The organism is Actinoallomurus soli (assembly GCF_024055715.1).
Taxonomy (GTDB): domain Bacteria; phylum Actinomycetota; class Actinomycetes; order Streptosporangiales; family Streptosporangiaceae; genus Actinoallomurus; species Actinoallomurus soli.
The window spans coordinates 70,934-88,046 of the sequence record NZ_JAMXMV010000008.1; the positions used below are offsets into that span (position 1 = coordinate 70,934).

A 17,113-nucleotide genomic window follows, 5' to 3' on the forward strand; every position below is an offset into this window, starting at 1 on the left:
ATGAAGTGTGCAGGGAGGGCGGACACCATATGAACATCGTCGTCTGCGTGAAGCAGGTCCCCGACACGGCGACCGAACGCAAGCTGCGGTCCGACGACAAGACCCTCGACCGTGAGGCGGCCGACGGCGTCATCAACGAGCTCGACGAGTACGCCGTCGAGGAGGCCCTGACCATCAAGGAGGCCCACGGCGGTGAGGTGACCGTTCTCACCATGGGCCCGGAGAAGGCCTCGGAGTCGATCCGCAAGGCCCTGGCCATGGGCGCCGACAAGGCCGTCCACGTGTCGGATGAGGCGCTGCACGGCTCGGACGCGCTGTCGACCTCGTACGCGCTCGCGCAGGTGCTCAAGAAGGTCGGCTTCGACATCGTCATCCTCGGCGCGGAGTCGACCGACGCCCGTACCGGGCTGCTGGCCTCGATGCTGTCCGAGCGGCTCGGCGTCCCCCAGGTGACGCTGGCGAACAAGGTCGAGATCGACGGGTCCTCGCTCACGGCGCAGCGGCTCACCGACTACGGCTTCGACCGCGTCGAGGCGAGCCTGCCCGCCGTGGTCAGCGTCGTCGAGAAGATCAACGAGCCGCGCTACCCCTCGTTCAAGGGGATCATGGCGGCGAAGAAGAAGCCGGTCGAGAAGCTCGCCGTCGCCGACGCCGAGATCGACGCCGCCAAGGTCGGGCTCGCCGGGGCCTCGACCGAGGTCGTCGACTTCGCCGACGCGCCACCGCGCGAGAAGGGCCAGATCGTCAAGGACGAGGGCGACGGCGGCGTGAAGGTCGCCGAGTTCCTCGCGTCCAAGAAGTTCATCTGAGAGGCGGGGAAATGGCGGAGATTCTCGTCCTCGTCGACCATGTCGACGGAGAGGTCAAGAAGGTCACCTTCGAGCTGCTGACGCTCGCGCGCCGGCACGGCGACGCCGCGGCGGTATGGGTCGGCCCGGGCTACGAGGGCGCCAAGGACAAGCTCGCGGAGTACGGCGCGGCCAAGGTCTACGTCGCCGCCGACGAGGAGCTGACCTCCTACGTCGTCGCGCCGAAGGCCGAGCTGCTGGCTCAGCTCGTCGCCGAGAAGTCCCCGGCCGCGGTCCTCGTCGCCGCGACGGGCGAGGGCAAGGAGATCGCGGGGCGTCTCGCGGTCAAGACCGAGTCCGGCGTGCTCACCGATGTCGTCGACGTCGCGGACGGGTTCGTCGGCGAGCACTCGATCTTCGGTGGCGCGATCGTCTCGCACGCCAAGGTGACGAAGGGCACGCCGATCATCGCGGTCCGCCCCAACTCCACGGCCCCCGAGGCCGCGCCGTCGACGCCCGCCGAGGAGCAGGTGTCGGTGACGCTGTCCGACGCGGCCAAGGCCGCCAAGGTCGTCGAGAAGGTCGTCCAGGAGAAGGGCGAGCGCCCGGAGCTGACCGAGGCCGCGATCGTGGTCTCCGGCGGCCGGGGCGTCGGCGGCGCCGACAACTTCAAGCTCATCGAGGAGCTGGCCGACTCGCTCGGCGCGGCCGTCGGCGCCTCGCGCGCCGCGACCGACGCCGGCTGGTACCCCCACACCTTCCAGGTGGGCCAGACCGGCAAGACGGTGTCGCCGCAGCTGTACATCGCGGTGGGCATCTCCGGTGCCATCCAGCACCGGGCCGGCATGCAGACCTCCAAGACGATCGTCGCGATCAACAAGGACCCGGACGCGCCGATCTTCGAGCTGGTCGACTACGGCATCGTCGGTGACCTGTTCCAGGTCGCCCCGCAGCTGACCGAGGAGATCACCAAGCGCAAGTGACCTCGCGCGCGACGACGCCCCGGCGGATCCATCGCCGGGGCGTCGTCGTGCCCGGGGAGCGTCAGCGCGCGGTCGGGGTGGGTACGGGCGCCCCCGGCGACGGCGGGCCCTCGTGCACCTGGCGGGTCGGGCCGACCCACAGCATGACCTGGCCCTGCGCCCACGGGTCGGCGTCGTGCACGAACCAGCCCGGCTTCACCTTCGCCGGTGGCACGCCGTACCGGTAGGGCCGGTTGTCGCCGTTCGCCGCCACGTACCGGTACTGCGGCACGGTGACGTGCCGCTTCTTCAGCATCGCGAGGACCTCGGCGACCGTGCGGCCGCGGTACGTCAGCCCGTGCATCACCTCGCCCGGCGCGTCGGCCGGGGCGGTGGAGGAGTACTGCTCGCCGGGCCGCGCCGCCCGCCCGAACACCTCCATCGAGTGCGCCTTGTAGCCGAGCGGGATCTTCAAGCCGACGGGGCAGTCGCCGCCGCCCCCGGTGCGGCACCTGCCTCGCGCCGAGATCACCTTGATCGCGTCGCCCTCCGACTCCGCCATCACCACGGTGCCGACGATCGACGGTGACACCGGGACCAGCCGCAGGTCGATGTTCATGCCGTGCGCGGCGAACTCCTTCCGGTACCGCGCCGGATCGGCGAGCGGGTCCTTGACCTTGACGATCAGGTACCGGCCCTGGGTGGAGAAGGTCAGCGCCGCCAGCTGGACCCTCGGGGCGCCGCTGCGCGTCGTCTGCGGTGTCTGCCTCCGCGGGGCCGGTGAACCGGACAGCACGGACGCGGCGACGACGGACGCGGCGACCGCCGCGCCGGCCAGCGGCAGGCCGATGACCAGGGCCCGGCGGCGCCGTGCCGGACGTCCCTCCGGCACGGCGGTGGACATGATCCGATCGGCCAGGTCGCTTCTCGTCCCGGGGCTCACCCTGCGGGCCGCCTCCTCGTCCGTGACGGGCGCGAGCCGCCCGATCAGCTCGTCGTGCCTCATGCGTGCTCTCCCTTCGCGACGCGCGCTCGGTGGTGGTGGGTGTCCGCGCGGGTCTCACGGGCCTCCCCGGCTTCCCGGGCCTCCTGGTCCGCGAGCGCGCGGGCGAACCGCTTGCGCGCCCGGTGGAGCCGGATCCGTACGGCGTTGCGCGAGCAGCCGAGCACCGTGGCGATCTCCCCGGCGTCCAGGCCCTCCCAGCCGACCAGCGACAACAGCTCCCGGTCGTCCTCGGACAGGCCGCGGAACGCCTCCGCGACGGCGCCGGACCCCTGGTCCTCGGCGGGACGGATCACGGGTCCCAGCTCGGCCCGCAGCCGGTCACCGAGCGCGCTGCGCCGCCGTTCACCCCGGCGGTGGTTGGCGAGGACCCGCCTGGCCACGCCGTACAGCCAGGGACGTGCCCCGCCCCCGGCGGGCACGTCGTCGAGGCGCCGCCAGGCGATCAGGAAGGTCTCGGCGAGGATGTCCGCGGCGTCGTGCCCGTTCTCCGCGCGGCGCATGACGTATCCGAGGACCGGGTCATGACAGGCCGCGTAGATCTCCGCGAATCTTCGCCTTCTCTCGTCGAGAGGTTCCAAGCCCCTCTCCTCTCGGTCGGTGGCCCGCGCGAGTGCGCTCACCTACAGACCTGTCCGGCCGACCCGTACCATTTCGCGAAATGATCACCTATGTCCGGGCAGCGCGCCGGTCCTGGGCGGAGCCGCGCCGGGATCCGTACTGGCTCGCGGGCGCCTTCCTCCTCGCGTACGCGGCGCTGTCGCTCGCGCGGTACCGCCGCATGGAGACGCTGTCCTGGGATCTGGGGATCTTCGAGCAGGCCGTCCGGGGCTACGCGCACCTGCGCGCCCCGATCGCCGACATCAAGGGCCCCGGCGCGAACGTCCTCGGCGATCACTTCAGCCCGATCGTCGCGCTGCTGGCGCCGCCGTACCGGATCTTCCCGACACCGGTCACGCTGCTCGTCGCCCAGGCCGCGCTGTTCGCGTTCGCCATCGTCCCGATCACGCGGGTCGCCGCGCATCTCCTGGGCCGCCGGCCGGGCCTGGCGATCGGCGCCGCCTACGGACTGTCCTGGGGCGTCCAGCGCGCGGTGCAGTTCGACTTCCATGAGATCGCGTTCGCCATGCCGCTGCTCGCCCTCTCGCTGGAGGCGGTGCTGCGCGGGCGGTGGTGGGCGGCGATGGCGTGGGCGCTCCCGCTCGTCCTCGTCAAGGAGGACATGGGGCTCACGGCCGCCGCGATCGGCTGCGTGGTCGCCCTGCGGGCACGGCGGGATCCCGCGCGCTCCCGTGTCGTCCCCTGCGCGGTCGCGCTGGTCGCCTTCGGCGTGGCGTCGACCGTCCTCGCCCTCCTCGTGGTGATCCCGGCGTTCAACGGCGGCGGCTACGGGTACTGGCAGAAGCTGACCGGTCACGGCGTGCACGGCGCCCGCCACGTGCCGCCCGGCATCGCGATCCGCACCGTGCTGTGGACCCTGGTGCCCACGAGCGGCCTGTACGCGCTGCGGTCCCCGCTCGTCCTCGTCGCCGTGCCGACGCTGGGCTGGCGCCTCGTCTCCCAGGACGAGCACTACTGGGGGATCCACTGGCACTACAGCGCCGTGCTGATGCCGGTGGTGCTCCTCGCGCTCGTGGACGCGGTCGCGCGGACCCGTGCCCGCACGGACGGGCCGCGCTGGACGCGGGCGTACGCGGCCCGGCTCCCGGCCGCCGTCGCGGTCGCCGCGCTCGCGCTCACGACGACCCTTCCCCTCGGGGCGCTCCTGCACTGGGGGACGTACCGGGTGGACGCCCGGACCGTCGCGGTGAAGAGACTGCTCCGGAAGATCCCGGACGGCGCGACCGTCGAGTGCGACGTCGCGCCGATCAGCCGGCTGACCCGCCGCACGACCGTCTACTGGATCGGCGACGCCAAGGGCGTGACCCCGGACTACCTCACGTTCCGCCTGCGGTCGCTGCCCAGTGGGGATCCCCTCGGCTTCGCGCACGCCCTCCACCCCACCGCACACTACCGCGAGGTCGCCCGGGCCGGGGGCTACGTCGTCCTCGCCCGGGAGCAGGGGAGCGGAGCCCTGTGGACGGGGTCCTGAGAACGGCGGGCACCCGCCGGACGCGGATCCACGCGTACGACGTCCCCCTGAATCAGCACCAAATCTGACGTTTCGGTTGACGCGTGATGACGGATCGGAGCAGGCTTCCCCGAGTCGTTTTCGATCTTGGGGGAATCGTCGAATGTTCGACCGACGTCGCGTGATCGGTGCGGGGGCCGTGCTGGCGGCCGCCATCGGCACCGGAGCCGTTCTCGCGCAGCAGCACCCGTCCTCGCCCACCGTGGGACTCCAGGCGGCCTCCGCGCCGACCCGGCAGGCGGCGTTCGCCGCCGCGGCGAAGCGGTACAAGGTGCCGGTGAGCGTCCTGCTCGGGGTCTCCTACCTGGAATCGCGGTGGGACGCCAACGAGGGCCTGCCCAGCACGAGCGGCGGGTACGGCCCCATGCACCTCACCCAGGTCGCCGCCGCGCCCGGGGGCGGGGCGGAGCAGGGGGACGGCGACGACCGCGCCGCCTCGGCGGCGCCGAAGGCGGCCGCGGCCCCGGATGAGCAGACGATCCCGGTGGCCGCCCGGCTGACGGGGATCGACGCGGGCAGGCTCCGTACCGACCCGGCCGCCAACATCCAGGGCGGCGCGGCCCTGCTCGCGAAGTACCAGCGGGACGCGGGCGGGCCGCTCGCCGCCGACCCGGCGCGGTGGTACGCCGCCGTGACCCGCTACGGGGGGAGCGGGTGGTTCGCCGACCAGGTCTTCTCGGTGATCCGCTCCGGCGAGTCCCGGACCACCGACGACGGGCGGCAGGTCACCCTGACGGCCGATCCGAAGGCCGTACCGGCGGGCGCGGCCACGCGGACCGCCGCGAGCGCCGCCGCCGCGACCGACTGCCCGGCGAGCCTGAAGTGCGAGTGGATCCCCGCGCCGTACAAGCAGCTCGACCCGAAGGACCCGTCGAAGTTCGGCAACCACGACGTGGCCGACCGCCCGGCGAAGCAGAAGATCGACTACATCGTCATCCACGACACCGAGTCGTCGTACGCCTCGGCCGTGAAGTCCGTCAAGGACCCGGCCTACCTGGGCTGGCACTTCACGATCCGCTCGAAGGACGGGCACGTCGCCCAGCACGTGCGGGTCAAGGACGTCGGCCGGCACGCCGGAAACTGGTACATCAACTCCAAGTCGATCGGCGTCGAGCACGAGGGCTATGTCGCCAAGGGCACGTGGTACACCGAGGCGATGTACCGGGCCTCGGCGACGCTGGTCCGCCACCTGGCCGCGACCTACGGCGTCCCGCTGGACCGGGGGCACATCCTCGGCCATGACAACGTGCCCGCCCGGGTCATGGACACCGTGTCCCAGATGCACCAGGACCCCGGCCCGTACTGGGACTGGGCGCACTACTTCAGCCTGCTCGGCAAGCCGCTCAAGGGCTCGGCGAGCCTCCACGGCCGGGTGATGATCCTGCCGAGCTACGCCGAGAACAAGGTCACCTACACCGGCTGCGACGCCGCGCACCCGAGCGCCAAGTGCCCGGCGCACGGCGGCGCGTCGATCATGCTGCGCACGAAGCCGAGCTCGACGGCCCCGCTGGTCAAGGACATCGGCGCGCACCCGAGCACGGGCGGGAAGGCGACGACGAGCGTCTACGACCACTCCGCCCGCGCGTCGACCGGCCAGATCTACGCCGTCGCGGAGAAGAAGGGCTCGTGGGTGGCGATCTGGTACCTCGGGCAGAAGGCGTGGTTCTACAACTCCACGAGCAAGCGCCGGGCGGTCGCGGCCCCCGGTCTGGTCGCCACCCCGAAGACGTCGTCGGCCAAGATCTGGGGGATGGCCTACCCGGAGGAGTTCCCCGCCGGGGTCACCCCGCCGTCGGACAAGAAGGCCGCGCCGCTGAAGTACAGCGTCGCCAAGGGCCAGAAGTACGCCGTCATCGGCAGCGAGACCGGTGAGTACTTCCACTCGGTGACGTACGACCCCGCCAAGCACATCGTGGTCACCGGCCCGCAGAAGTACTACGAGATCCAGTTCGGCCACCGCGCCTACTTCGTCAAGGCCGAGGACGTGACGGTCTCCACCGTCTCCTAGCGGACGGCGAACGCGGCACCGCCGTGGCCACTGGAGCCACGGCGGTGCCGCGCTCACTCAGTGCCGCCGCGCCCTCGCCGCCGGGCTCTCGTGCCAGAGTCGGTCCAGCGCCGTCACGGCGTAGACGTGGTCCCTGCCGGGCTCGGCGGTCGGGTCGGTGAAGGACGTTCCGCCGGTCACGGCGATCCGCGAGGCGTCGCCGGCGCCGCACCGGGCGGCGGCCGGGCCGTCGAACCGGTACACCGCGTACCGCGCCGCGCCCGCGACGGGCCGCCAGGTCACGGTGGAGCCCGTCACGGCGGGATGCGGCCGCTGCGGGGCGTGCCCGCCGAGCCTCGGCATCAGCGGGACCAGCGCCGGGCGGGCGTAGTGGTCGGCGACCATCCGGCTCACCCCGCCGATCCGGTCGGCGTCCATGTCCTTGGCGCTGAAGTGGATGTCCCCGGCCACCTGCGGGTAGCCCCGGTCGAACGTCAGATGCCGGGACAGCTCTGCCGGGTCCTGCCACGGCGCGGCCTGCCCCGCGGCGCCCTCACGGTAGTCGGCCTGGCCGATGTAGAGCTGCACGCCGGTGCCGTCGACCTGCCGGGCCCACCAGGGGACGAGCTTGGCGTAGTCGGCCACGGTGAACCCGATGTACCAGTAGATCTGCGGAGCGAGGTAGTCGATCCACCGCTTCTTCACCCAGCCGCGGGTGTCGGCCGAGATCGCGGTGTAGGACTCCAGGCCGTTCGTGTCCGAGCCTTCGGGGTCGGAGCTCTTGTTGCGCCAGATGCCGAACGGGCTCACGCCGAACTTCACCCACGGCTTGAGGGCGTGGATCCGGCGGTCCATCTCCCGTACGAGCAGGTCGATGTTGTGCCGCCGCCAGGTGGCCTTGTCCGGGGACCCGGAGCCGTACTCGGCGTACGTCGCGTCGTCGGGGAAGTCGGCGGTGCCGCTCGGGTAGGGGTAGAAGTAGTCGTCGAAGTGGACGCCGTCGATGTCGTAGCGGCGTACCGCGTCGAGCATCGCCCGCTCCACGAAGCGGCGGACGGCGGGGATCCCGGGGTCGTAGTAGAGCTTGCCGGCGTAGGGGTGCACCCAGTCCGGGTGGCGCCGGGCCGGATGGTTCGGGGACAGCAGGCTCGGATCGGCCTTCATCGACACCCGGTACGGGTTCATCCAGGCGTGGAACTCCAGGCCGCGCGCGTGCGCCTCCCGTACGAGAAAGGCGAGCGGGTCGTATCCCGGGTCCTTGCCCTGCGTCCCGGTCAGGTACTGCGACCACGGCTCGTACGGCGAGGGCCAGAACGCGTCGGCGGTCGGCCGCACCTGGACGAACACCGCGTTCAGGTGGCGGGCCACGGCGTTGTCCAGCAGCCGGCGGTACTCCGCCTGCTGCCGGGCGACGGACAGGCCGGGCGCGGACGGCCAGTCGATGTTGGTGACGGAGGCGATCCACACGCCCCGCAGCTGCCGGCCGGCGGTGGCCGGGGCGGGGCAGGAGGCGGTACGGGCGCCGGCGGGAGTGGTGAGCGGCCCGGCGGCGAGTGCGCCGCCGAGCAGCGTGGCGGTGGCGAGAGACAGGACACGGCGAAGGATCATGAAGCTCTCTCCTCAGGCTCTGGAAGAGAACTTACGATCATCGGCTAGGAGATGTAAATCATTCACCGTGCCCGTCGTGTCGGCCGTGCGCGTCCTACGGCCTGGGGCCTGATCGGCGGGCGGCCCGCCGCGCCGGGCCGCGTGCCGTCAGGCCGCGAGACGTACGGTCTCGGGCTCCGCGTCCGGCTCCGGCTCGGCCGTCAGGACCATGAAGCGGCGTGCCGGGACGAACCGCGCGCTGGCCGCGATCAGCAGCGCGAGGACGACCGCGAGGCCCAGCCCGACCCGCAGCGAGGCCGCGTCCGCCAGGAACCCGATCACCACGGGCCCCAGGACGAGGCCGCCGTACCCGATCGCGCTCACCTGGCCGACCGCCGCGGCGGACCGGCCGGGCACGATCGAGCCGGCCACCGAGATCGTCGTCGGTACCACGGTGCAGACCATCAGCCCGGCGAGCCCGAATCCGACCAGCGCGAACGGCGTCGCCGGGGCGAGGACGACGACCGAGACGGCGACCGCCGTGCCCAGTCCCGCGTACGTCAGCAGCCGGCGCGTGCCCAGCCGGGCGCGGACGCGGTCGCCGACGAGCCGGCCGGCGAGCATGGCGGCCTCGAACAGCGGGTAGGCCAGGGCGGCGACCGACTGGGTGGCGCCGAGTTCACGGTTGAGGAACAGCCCGCTCCAGTCCGCGATCGTGCCCTCCATCATGAAGGCGACGAACGCCAGCGCGCCGATGAGGTAGACGACGAGCGGCAGCCGCGCGCGGCCCCGGCCCGCGGAGGCGGGCGCCCTGTCGTCGATGTACGTGCGGCCCACGACGACGATCGGAGCGAGAGCGATGATCGCCCCGCCGACGAGCGTCTCGCCGAACGACAGCCCGGCCGAGGCGCTGAAGGAGCCGATCAGGCCCCCGGAGATGGCGCCGGCGCACCATCCGGCGTGCATCCCGTTCATGATCGGTCGCCCGTAGGAACGTTCCACGGCGCTGCCCTGGGCGTTCATCCCGATGTCGGTCAGGCCGAACGTCATGCCGAACAGCGCGACCGCGGCGAACAGCAGCGGCCGGGTGGGCGCCAGGCCGATCAGCGCCACGCTGACCGCCGTCAGCGGTGCCGCGATCCGCAGGACGGCCGTGCCGCCCAGCCGCGCCATGACGCCGCGCAGCCCCTGCATCGCGATGATCGCGCCGATCCCCCAGACGAGGATGGCCGTCCCGACGTCGCCCTCGCTCATCCCGAACTTGTCCGCGAGGGCCGGCGTCCGTGACACCCAGACTCCGCAGAGCATGCCGGCCAGGGCGAACGTCAGCACGGTGCCCAGGCGGGCCCGGACGAGGACGCGAGACGTCATGATTTCACCTCTCTCTTTTTTGCCGTGGTGCGCACGGAAGGACCGGCGCCCGCGGTGGGCGCCGGTGTGGTCGTGGTGGGCCGGCCGGTGTGGTCCGGCCGTGGTGGTCGGCTCGCTAAAGCGTGTCGAGCAGCCGTTCGCGCAGCGTCTCCAGCTGCGCCTCGTCATAGAGGCCGGGGTCGTGCATCACGACCTCCCACAGCCCCTCGGCCGCCAGTCGCGCGATCTGGGCGGCGACCGGATCCGGGTCGTCGGCAGGGTCCCGGTCGTGCCAGCGGTGCATCGCCTCGCGAATCTGGGCGAGCAGGGCCGGGTCGGCCGCCGCCGCGCTGACCGTCGCCCATCGTCGGAGCAGCCGCGACTGGTCGCGGTCCATGACGACGGCGAAGTTCGCCTCGACGAAGGCCCGCGTGTACGAGCCGGGGCCGCCCGTCTCGTACGAGGCGATCAGCGCGTCGAACTCCTCGACCAGCCGCTCCACCAGCCCTCTGATCAGGGCCTCCTTGTTCGGGAAGTGGTAGAGGAGCCCGCCCTTGCTGACCTGGGCGCGCTCGGCGACCGCGGACAGCGTGAGCGCCTGGGTGCCCTGCTCGCACAGCAGGGCCTCGGCGGCATCGAGAAGAGCATCGCGTTTCATAACACTCGTACTATACCGTCCGGACGGTACAGTTATTCCCCGATACCGACAGACCGGGCGATGAGTGACGCGACGTCCAGCGCCGCGGCGTCGTCCAGGGGGGCGTTCCGGAATAGCAGGCGGTACCAGAGCACGCCGTAGACCACGTCGTGCAGCAGACCGAGATCCGTGCCGGCGGGAATCTCGCCGCGCGCCACGGCCTGGTCCAGGACGGTGTTCAGGGCGGACCGGCGGCCGGCGAGGAAGTGATCGCGGAAGGTCTCGGCGAAGCCCGGATCGAGCAGCGACTGGGCCAGCAGGCCCTTCAGTATCGGCCCTTCCGACTCCTGCATCCCGTACGTCCGGCGGAGGAAGGCGGTCAGGTCGGCTTCGAGCGCGCCTTCGTCGGGGATCGGGATGCCCTCCGCCGCCACGGCGAGCAGCGCGTCCAGCGCGACCTCCGCCTTGGACCGCCACCAGCGGTAGATCGTCTGCTTGCCGACCCCGGCCCGCGCCGCGATCCCCTCCATCGTCAGCTCGCCGTAGCCGCGCTCCAGGAGCTCGTCGTGCGTCGCCTTGAGGATCGCCTGCCGGGCCGCCTCGCTGCGCGGGCGGCCGGGGCGCCGGGTGCCGTCGGCCATACCCCCACTTTACAAGACGGTGCGTCTCGGATTAAATTACGAGACGAAGCGTCTAGAAACTTGGAGACATTGATGCGCGTCGTCGTGCTGGGCGGTACGTCGGGTGTCGGACTGGCGATCGCCGAGAGCTGTGCCGCGAACGGTGACGAGGTGCTCGTGACCGGGCGCGACCCGGAGAAGCTGAAGGCCGCCGCGGCGAAGGTCGCCGTGGCCGAGGCCGTGGACGGGCGGTCGGCGGAGGACGTCCGGGCGTTCTTCGCGCGGCACGGCCGGTTCGACCACCTGGTGCTCGCGCTGAGCGGCGCGAGCGGCGGGGGCCCGTTGCGGGACCTGAGGATGGACGATCTGCGGGCCGGTTTCGAGGGCAAGGTCTTCCCGCACCTCATCGCCGCGCAGGCGGCCCTCGACACGATCGCCGAGGAGGGGTCGATCACGTTCATCACCTCCACCAGCGCCCAGGGCTCCATGCCCGGCACGGCGGGCCTGGCGGCGATCAACGGGGCGCTGGAGCGGGCCGTGCCGCCGCTGGCCGCCGAGCTCGCGCCGATCCGCGTCAACGCGGTCTCGCCCGGCGTGATCGACACGCCGTGGTGGTCCTTCCTGCCCGAGGAGCAGCGGCGCGAGCAGTTCGCGGCCTACGCCGAGCAGACGCCCGTCCGCCGGGTCGGCCGCCCCCAGGACGTCGCCGACGCGGTTCGCTACCTGATGGGCGCCGGCTTCGTCACGGGTCGGGTGCTCATCTGCGACGGCGGCCTGACCCTGTAGCCTCGCGGCCCGCCACCGCACGGCGTCCGCCCGCACCGCACGGGCGTCCTCGTCGTGGGTGTCCGTCCGCGCCGCCCCGAAGCGTCCGGACCCGCCGCCGTGGCCCGACGGCGGCGGCGCGGATAGGCTGAGGCCGCCATGGTGTACCTGGATCACGCGGCGACCACGCCGATGCTGCCCGAGGCGATCGAGGCGATGACCGCGGAGCTCGCGCGCATCGGCAACCCCTCCTCGCTGCACGCCTCCGGCCGCCGGGCCCGGCGCGTCGTCGAGGAGTCGCGGGAGGTCATCGCCGAGTCGCTGGGCGCACGGCCGAGCGAGGTCGTCTTCACCAGCGGCGGCACGGAGGCCGACAACCTCGCGCTCAAGGGCATCTTCTGGACCCGCCGGGGCGCCGATCCGGCCCGGACCCGCGTGCTGGTCAGCGCCATCGAGCACCACGCCGTTCTCGACTCGGCACAGTGGCTCGCCGACCACCAGGGGGCGAGCGTCGAGTACCTGCCGGTCGACGCCGACGGCCGGGTCCGGCCCGACGTCCTGCGCGCCGCCGTCGACCGCGACCCCGCCACGGTCGCGGTCGTCAGCGTCATGTGGGCCAACAACGAGGTCGGCACCGTCCAGCCGATCGCCGAGCTGGCCGCGATCGCCCGCGAGCACGGCATCCCGTTCCACAGCGACGCCGTTCAGGCGGTCGCGCAGCTCCCCGTCGCCTTCGCCACGGACGCGATGACCGTCACCGGGCACAAGATCGGCGGCCCGGTCGGCGCCGGCGCCCTGCTGCTCGCCAAGGGCCTCGACCCCGTTCCCGTCCTGCACGGCGGCGGCCAGGAGCGCGACGTGCGGTCCGGCACCCTGGACGCCGCCGCGATCGCCGGGTTCGCCGCCGCGATGCACGTCGCGGTCTCCCGGCGGGCCGCCGAGGCGGAGCGCCTGGCGAAGCTCCGCGACGACCTCATCGACCGCGTCCGCAAGGCCGTACCCGACGTCGTGCTCAACGGCGACCCCGAGGACCGGCTCCCCGGCAACGCCCACCTGTCCTTCCCCGGCTGCGAGGGCGACGCCCTGCTGATGCTGCTCGACGCCCGGGAGGTCGAGTGCTCGACCGGGTCGGCGTGCTCGGCGGGCGTCGCCGAACCCAGTCACGTGCTCCTCGCGATGGGCGCCGACCTGCCGCGGGCGCGCGGCTCGCTGCGGTTCTCCCTCGGCCACACGAGCACGCAGGCCGACGTCGACGCCGTCGCCGAGGCCATCGCCCCCGTCGTCGAGCGCGCCCGCCGCGCCGGCGCCGCCTGACCCGTTCGAGCGGCTCCGCCGCCTGATCCGTTCGAGCGCCCGCCCGTGTGACCCGTTCGGGCGCCCGCCCGCGGGACCCCGCCGGGCGCGCCCGCACGGGCGGCGCGGCCCCCTCAGCCCGCGGGCCAGCCGCACTCCGAGCAGAACTTCGCGTCACCGAGCTGATTACCGCAGTTCGTGCAGTACTTCTTCAGCGCCGTCGGCGCGGCGGCCATGGGAGTGCCGCAGTTCCGGCAGAACTTCCCGCCGCCCGACTCCTGATGACAGTGGTGGCACAGCCCGGTCGCCTGCTGTTGGTACTCGACGCCCCTCGTCCAGTCCTGCGCCGCGATCCTGTCGCGCACCTGGTCGACCTGGGCCGCCGCCTGCATTCCCGCGATCTCCTGGTCGAGCCGCGGCGCGCACGTCGCGCAGAGCCCGCGTTCGGCGTTCCAGCAGATCTGGTCGCAGACCCACTGCCCGCAGCGGTGGCACTGGGTGAAGTGCGGCTTCATCTGCTCGACGGCCTTGGCGAGCGCCTTGTCCCGCGTCGAGCCGCGGGTGCCGCTGCGCAGCCACTGGGCGTCGAAGCCCAGGTTGGCTGCCTTGCTGCCGACCTCACCGCCGAGCAGGTCACCGCCCATCTGCAGCAGCCGCCCGCCGAAGCCCGTCACCGAGTGCTGGAACGGCGAGGTGTAGCCGTTGCCGCAGCGCTTGCAGAAGAACTCGAACTGGTACCCCTCGTTCGTCGAGCGGTCCTGGTAGTTGTCGGTGAAGAACACCATGTCGGCCATGTGCGCCCCCTCGGCGGCAGGTTCCCCCGGTGGATACCTGACTTACTGGGACGCATCGGCCCGCGCTCGCGTCGCCGACGGCGATGGCCGGGTTCGGCCAGAACCTTACGGCTGGTACGGCTCCAGGACCTGCCACGCCGGGTCCGGCTGGGACGAGACCTTGGCCCGGCCCTCCGACCAGCCCGCCGCCAGCTGGTCGAGCTCGGCGACCGCGCCGGAGTCCGGATCGGCGTACAGGTGGAACACCCGCCGTCCGTCGCCGCTCTCGTACGCCGCCAGGACGACCCGCCCGCCCATCGCCTCGATCGCCTTCTCGAAGTCCCGGAGCGCCGACGCCGAGGGCTCGACCGGGAGCCGGTCCGGGTTCGCGTGGGCGTACGGCAGCGTCACCGCGACGTACAGGTCGCACAGCGGGTGGTCCTGCCGGTGCAGCGGGAAGCGTACGGCCACCCGCGCCGCGTGGCCCAGCGGCGTACGGCCCTCGCCGGTCAGCCATGCCGGCTCGCGGAAGGGGGCCGCGATCTGCTCGACCACCGCGGACAGCATCGATGGCGGCAGCGCGTCCATCGGCTCCTCGGTGACGGCCACGACGTTGCCGATCCACCGCGCGACGTCGTCCTCGCCCAGCGCCCAGTCCAGCACGCGGTACGTGAGGGTGAGCTGCGTCTCCTCCGGCACGAACAGGAAGTCGGGGTGATAGGCGGTGACGTCGACGCGGGCCCGCCGGGTGTCCGCGCGCAGGCCCAGCCGCACGTAGCTCAGGTCGAACTCGTGCTCTTCGAGCTGCAGCTTGCCCTCCAGCATGGCCGGGTCGGCGGCCCGCGCCGGGCGGTACTCCCAGCCGTCGTCCGGGGCCGCCTGATACCAGCGCTCCGCGATCCCGCGCAGCTCGCCGACCCCGCCGCCGCTCACGGTCAGGCTCGGCCCGGGGCCGATCTCCCACTCGAGATCGGGATGCATCGCCTCGATGCGCGTGGCCAGCTGCTGGGCGAGGTCGTCGGGAACGCCGTCGTTCAGCCGTTCCCGTGCCTCCGGCCACCACTCCCAGAACCGGGCGATGGCTGGGTCGGACGAAGGCGTCCCTGGAGAGCGTCGGAAGATTCCCATGGTGCGGCCAATCGTACGGCCGGCAGTGACCTCTCCAGCCTATTCAGGCCCGATTCCCCACCCGGATCTCACGACCCGGACGCCCGGCGAAAATCGCCCACAGTGACCGGCCGTACACGAAGCGACTTGACAGGCGCGCCGCTGTAGGAGAACCTAGTGACCACTAGCCGACCTCATCGGGGTCTGGAAGTGAAGCCGGGAACCCCCGCACAGCCGGGAGCCCGGCTTCGCGCATTTCTCCTGGGATTACGTCACCTCGATCAGACTCGTGTGAGGTGCGTACCACCTCGACCAGTTGTCCTTGCCCTCCACGAGATCGCGCCGCCAGGCCGCCGCCGCGGCGTCGGCCTTCCAAAGGCCGGGGGCCGCCGAGGCCGGCGCCTGGTCGACGGGGAGAGCGAGATCCAGGAAGCCGCCGTCGCGCAGCCGCCCGATCGTGCGGGCGTCCCTTGCCCGGAGCTTCGCGTCCTCGCGCTGCTCCAGCAAGATGCCGCCCGCAGCCTCCTTGGCCGCAAGATGGGGGAGGAACTCCCAGAGGATCTTGGCCCGTATTCGCTCTCGCGACTTGGGGTCGGCGTATCCCGACGTCCAGCCCACGGCGAAGCGCGTGCCGCGCAGGCTCGCGAGCGCGGCGGCCAGTTCGTGTTTGCGGTGCCGGTCTCTGATCCGCGACAGGTGTAGCCGCCGGTGCCCCTTGGAGTCGACGTCCTCGTCGCGCAGGAGAGCGTGAAGCACCGCTTCGGACTGGGCGAGCTGCGCGCTTTCGATGATCGCCGCCGCGACGAGGTAGAGGCCGGGCCGGGCGAGCGTCGGCTCGGCGTCGGCCTCGTCCAGGTATGCAAAGGATCCCACGCGGCGCACCATAGAGGACGCCGGAACGCTCTGTGTGTGGATCGCTACAGATCGCAGCCAAGATTGGCTGTTCATTCCGATAAGTCGTTAATCGTGGCTGAGCGGTCGGTGGGTGGGAGCGCGTACCCTCGTGTGGGTCATGACTCTTCGCGTACTCGCCGCCATGTCGGGCGGTGTCGACTCCGCCGTGGCCGCCGCCCGTGCCGCCGAGGCCGGTCACGAGGTGACCGGCGTGCACCTCGCGCTCTCGTCCAACCCGCAGTCGTACCGCACCGGCGCGCGGGGGTGCTGCACGCTGGAGGACGCCCGCGACGCTCGCCGGGCGGCCGACGTGATCGGCATTCCCTTCTACGTGTGGGACATGGCCGAGCGGTTCGACCGCGACGTCGTCCAGGACTTCGTCGCCGAGTACGCCGCGGGCCGGACGCCCAACCCGTGCCTGCGCTGCAACGAGAAGATCAAGTTCCAGGCGCTGCTGGACAAGGCGCTGGCGCTCGGCTTCGACGCGGTCTGCACCGGCCACCACGCCCGGCTGGCCGACGGGGTGCTGCGCCGCAGCGTCGACCTCGGCAAGGACCAGTCCTACGTCCTGGCGGTCTGCACGCGCGAGCAGTTGGCGCACGCGATGTTCCCCCTCGGCGACACCACCAAGGCGGAGGTGCGCCGGGAGGCCGAGCGGCGCGGGCTGGCGGTCGCCGACAAGCCGGACAGCCACGACATCTGCTTCATCGCCGACGGTGACACGCAGCGCTTCCTCGCCGACCGGATCGGCGCGGAGAAGGGCCCGATCGTCGACACGTCGGGCGAGGTCCTCGGCGAGCACGACGGCGCGTACGCCTACACGATCGGCCAGCGCAAGGGCCTGCGGCTCGGCCGCCCGGCGCCCGACGGCCGGCCGCGCTACGTCCTCGACATCTCGCCGGTGACCAACACGGTGACGGTCGGCCCGCGCGAGGCCCTCGACGTCCACGAGATCCACGGTGAACGCCCGGTCTGGCTGGGCGAGCCGCTCGCCGCGCCGCACGACTGCCAGGTGCAGCTGCGGGCGCACGGCGAGGTGTACGACTGCACGGCGACGCCGGACGGGGACGTGCTGCGGATCGCGCTGCGCACCCCGGCGCGCGGGGTGGCCAAGGGCCAGGCGGCCGTGCTGTACGACGGCGACCGGGTGCTGGGCTCCGCGACGATCGCGGCGACGTTCGCGGCGAGCGCCGTACGGGCCGGCGCCTGAGAGGTC

The 17,113-nt window shown here is 72.3% G+C and carries 16 protein-coding genes; 7 read left to right on the top strand and 9 right to left on the bottom strand.

Annotated features, from left to right (window positions below):
* Positions 1 to 29: 29 nt before the first annotated feature.
* A complete protein-coding gene (locus NDW01_RS20955) occupies positions 30 to 809 on the top strand; it encodes an electron transfer flavoprotein subunit beta/FixA family protein (RefSeq protein ID WP_252822957.1) in 780 nt (259 codons plus the stop codon).
* Positions 810 to 820: 11 nt separating this feature from the next.
* Positions 821 to 1,771 carry an electron transfer flavoprotein subunit alpha/FixB family protein gene (locus NDW01_RS20960; RefSeq protein ID WP_252822958.1) on the top strand — a complete coding sequence of 317 codons (951 nt, stop codon included), beginning with the start codon at positions 821 to 823 and terminating at the stop codon, positions 1,769 to 1,771.
* 61 nt (positions 1,772 to 1,832) lie between these two features.
* Here the strand turns inward: NDW01_RS20960 and NDW01_RS20965 are convergent, their stop codons facing one another.
* Both NDW01_RS20965 and NDW01_RS20970 read right to left on the bottom strand, forming a co-directional pair.
* Positions 1,833 to 2,756 (bottom strand): hypothetical protein, encoded by a 924-nt coding sequence (locus NDW01_RS20965; protein ID WP_252822959.1) that lies wholly within the window; start codon positions 2,754 to 2,756, stop codon positions 1,833 to 1,835.
* Positions 2,753 to 3,334, bottom strand: coding sequence for an RNA polymerase sigma factor (locus tag NDW01_RS20970; protein WP_252822960.1), 582 nt, complete (start codon positions 3,332 to 3,334; stop codon positions 2,753 to 2,755). Before NDW01_RS20970 ends, NDW01_RS20965 begins: the two co-directional genes overlap by 4 nt.
* Positions 3,335 to 3,414: 80 nt before the next feature.
* On the opposite strand from NDW01_RS20970, the gene NDW01_RS20975 reads away from it, so the two are divergent.
* Positions 3,415 to 4,845 (top strand): DUF2079 domain-containing protein, encoded by a 1,431-nt coding sequence (locus NDW01_RS20975; RefSeq protein WP_252822961.1) that lies wholly within the window; start codon positions 3,415 to 3,417, stop codon positions 4,843 to 4,845.
* Between the two features lie 142 nt (positions 4,846 to 4,987).
* Complete coding sequence (locus NDW01_RS20980) at positions 4,988 to 6,892, top strand: N-acetylmuramoyl-L-alanine amidase (RefSeq protein WP_252822962.1); 1,905 nt, start codon at positions 4,988 to 4,990, stop codon at positions 6,890 to 6,892.
* A gap of 57 nt (positions 6,893 to 6,949) precedes the next feature.
* Here NDW01_RS20980 and NDW01_RS20985 read toward each other — a convergent pair whose 3' ends face one another.
* The 4 genes from NDW01_RS20985 to NDW01_RS21000 form a co-directional block, all read right to left on the bottom strand.
* A complete protein-coding gene (locus NDW01_RS20985) occupies positions 6,950 to 8,479 on the bottom strand; it encodes a glycoside hydrolase family 10 protein (RefSeq protein WP_252822963.1) in 1,530 nt (509 codons plus the stop codon).
* A gap of 147 nt (positions 8,480 to 8,626) precedes the next feature.
* On the bottom strand, positions 8,627 to 9,829 hold the full coding sequence (locus NDW01_RS20990; RefSeq protein ID WP_252822964.1) for an MFS transporter: 1,203 nt from the start codon (positions 9,827 to 9,829) through the stop codon (positions 8,627 to 8,629).
* A 115-nt stretch (positions 9,830 to 9,944) separates the two neighbouring features.
* Positions 9,945 to 10,466: a TetR/AcrR family transcriptional regulator gene (locus NDW01_RS20995; protein ID WP_252822965.1), complete on the bottom strand. Its 522-nt coding sequence runs from the start codon at positions 10,464 to 10,466 to the stop codon at positions 9,945 to 9,947.
* A gap of 32 nt (positions 10,467 to 10,498) precedes the next feature.
* A complete protein-coding gene (locus tag NDW01_RS21000) occupies positions 10,499 to 11,086 on the bottom strand; it encodes a TetR/AcrR family transcriptional regulator (RefSeq protein ID WP_252822966.1) in 588 nt (195 codons plus the stop codon).
* Positions 11,087 to 11,158: 72 nt separating this feature from the next.
* On the opposite strand from NDW01_RS21000, the gene NDW01_RS21005 reads away from it, so the two are divergent.
* Positions 11,159 to 11,851, top strand: a complete 693-nt coding sequence (locus tag NDW01_RS21005) for an SDR family oxidoreductase (RefSeq protein ID WP_252822967.1) — start codon at positions 11,159 to 11,161, stop codon at positions 11,849 to 11,851.
* Positions 11,852 to 11,989: 138 nt separating this feature from the next.
* Positions 11,990 to 13,144: a cysteine desulfurase family protein gene (locus NDW01_RS21010; RefSeq protein WP_252822968.1), complete on the top strand. Its 1,155-nt coding sequence runs from the start codon at positions 11,990 to 11,992 to the stop codon at positions 13,142 to 13,144.
* Between the two features lie 113 nt (positions 13,145 to 13,257).
* Here the strand turns inward: NDW01_RS21010 and NDW01_RS21015 are convergent, their stop codons facing one another.
* The 3 genes from NDW01_RS21015 to NDW01_RS21025 form a co-directional block, all read right to left on the bottom strand.
* Positions 13,258 to 13,917, bottom strand: a complete 660-nt coding sequence (locus tag NDW01_RS21015; RefSeq protein ID WP_252822969.1) for a hypothetical protein — start codon at positions 13,915 to 13,917, stop codon at positions 13,258 to 13,260.
* Positions 13,918 to 14,022: 105 nt separating this feature from the next.
* Positions 14,023 to 15,024, bottom strand: coding sequence for a DUF695 domain-containing protein (locus NDW01_RS21020; RefSeq protein ID WP_252822970.1), 1,002 nt, complete (start codon positions 15,022 to 15,024; stop codon positions 14,023 to 14,025).
* A 246-nt stretch (positions 15,025 to 15,270) separates the two neighbouring features.
* Positions 15,271 to 15,876 carry a hypothetical protein gene (locus NDW01_RS21025; RefSeq protein WP_252822971.1) on the bottom strand — a complete coding sequence of 202 codons (606 nt, stop codon included), beginning with the start codon at positions 15,874 to 15,876 and terminating at the stop codon, positions 15,271 to 15,273.
* A 139-nt stretch (positions 15,877 to 16,015) separates the two neighbouring features.
* On the opposite strand from NDW01_RS21025, the gene mnmA reads away from it, so the two are divergent.
* Entirely contained in the window at positions 16,016 to 17,107 is a 1,092-nt protein-coding gene (gene mnmA, locus NDW01_RS21030; protein ID WP_252822972.1) for a tRNA 2-thiouridine(34) synthase MnmA, read from the top strand.
* The last annotated feature ends 6 nt before the right edge of the window (positions 17,108 to 17,113 follow it).

Coding starts and splice junctions, on each gene's coding strand:
- NDW01_RS21010 (WP_252822968.1), top strand. CDS start 11,990: ATGGTGTACCTGGATCACGCGGCGACCACGCCGATGCTGCCCGAGGCG.
- NDW01_RS20965 (WP_252822959.1), bottom strand. CDS start 2,756: ATGAGGCACGACGAGCTGATCGGGCGGCTCGCGCCCGTCACGGACGAG.
- NDW01_RS20995 (WP_252822965.1), bottom strand. CDS start 10,466: ATGAAACGCGATGCTCTTCTCGATGCCGCCGAGGCCCTGCTGTGCGAG.
- NDW01_RS21015 (WP_252822969.1), bottom strand. CDS start 13,917: ATGGCCGACATGGTGTTCTTCACCGACAACTACCAGGACCGCTCGACG.
- NDW01_RS20955 (WP_252822957.1), top strand. CDS start 30: ATGAACATCGTCGTCTGCGTGAAGCAGGTCCCCGACACGGCGACCGAA.
- NDW01_RS20985 (WP_252822963.1), bottom strand. CDS start 8,479: ATGATCCTTCGCCGTGTCCTGTCTCTCGCCACCGCCACGCTGCTCGGC.
- NDW01_RS21005 (WP_252822967.1), top strand. CDS start 11,159: ATGCGCGTCGTCGTGCTGGGCGGTACGTCGGGTGTCGGACTGGCGATC.
- NDW01_RS20980 (WP_252822962.1), top strand. CDS start 4,988: ATGTTCGACCGACGTCGCGTGATCGGTGCGGGGGCCGTGCTGGCGGCC.
- NDW01_RS20990 (WP_252822964.1), bottom strand. CDS start 9,829: ATGACGTCTCGCGTCCTCGTCCGGGCCCGCCTGGGCACCGTGCTGACG.
- NDW01_RS21000 (WP_252822966.1), bottom strand. CDS start 11,086: ATGGCCGACGGCACCCGGCGCCCCGGCCGCCCGCGCAGCGAGGCGGCC.
- NDW01_RS20960 (WP_252822958.1), top strand. CDS start 821: ATGGCGGAGATTCTCGTCCTCGTCGACCATGTCGACGGAGAGGTCAAG.
- NDW01_RS21020 (WP_252822970.1), bottom strand. CDS start 15,024: ATGGGAATCTTCCGACGCTCTCCAGGGACGCCTTCGTCCGACCCAGCC.
- NDW01_RS20975 (WP_252822961.1), top strand. CDS start 3,415: ATGATCACCTATGTCCGGGCAGCGCGCCGGTCCTGGGCGGAGCCGCGC.
- mnmA (WP_252822972.1), top strand. CDS start 16,016: ATGACTCTTCGCGTACTCGCCGCCATGTCGGGCGGTGTCGACTCCGCC.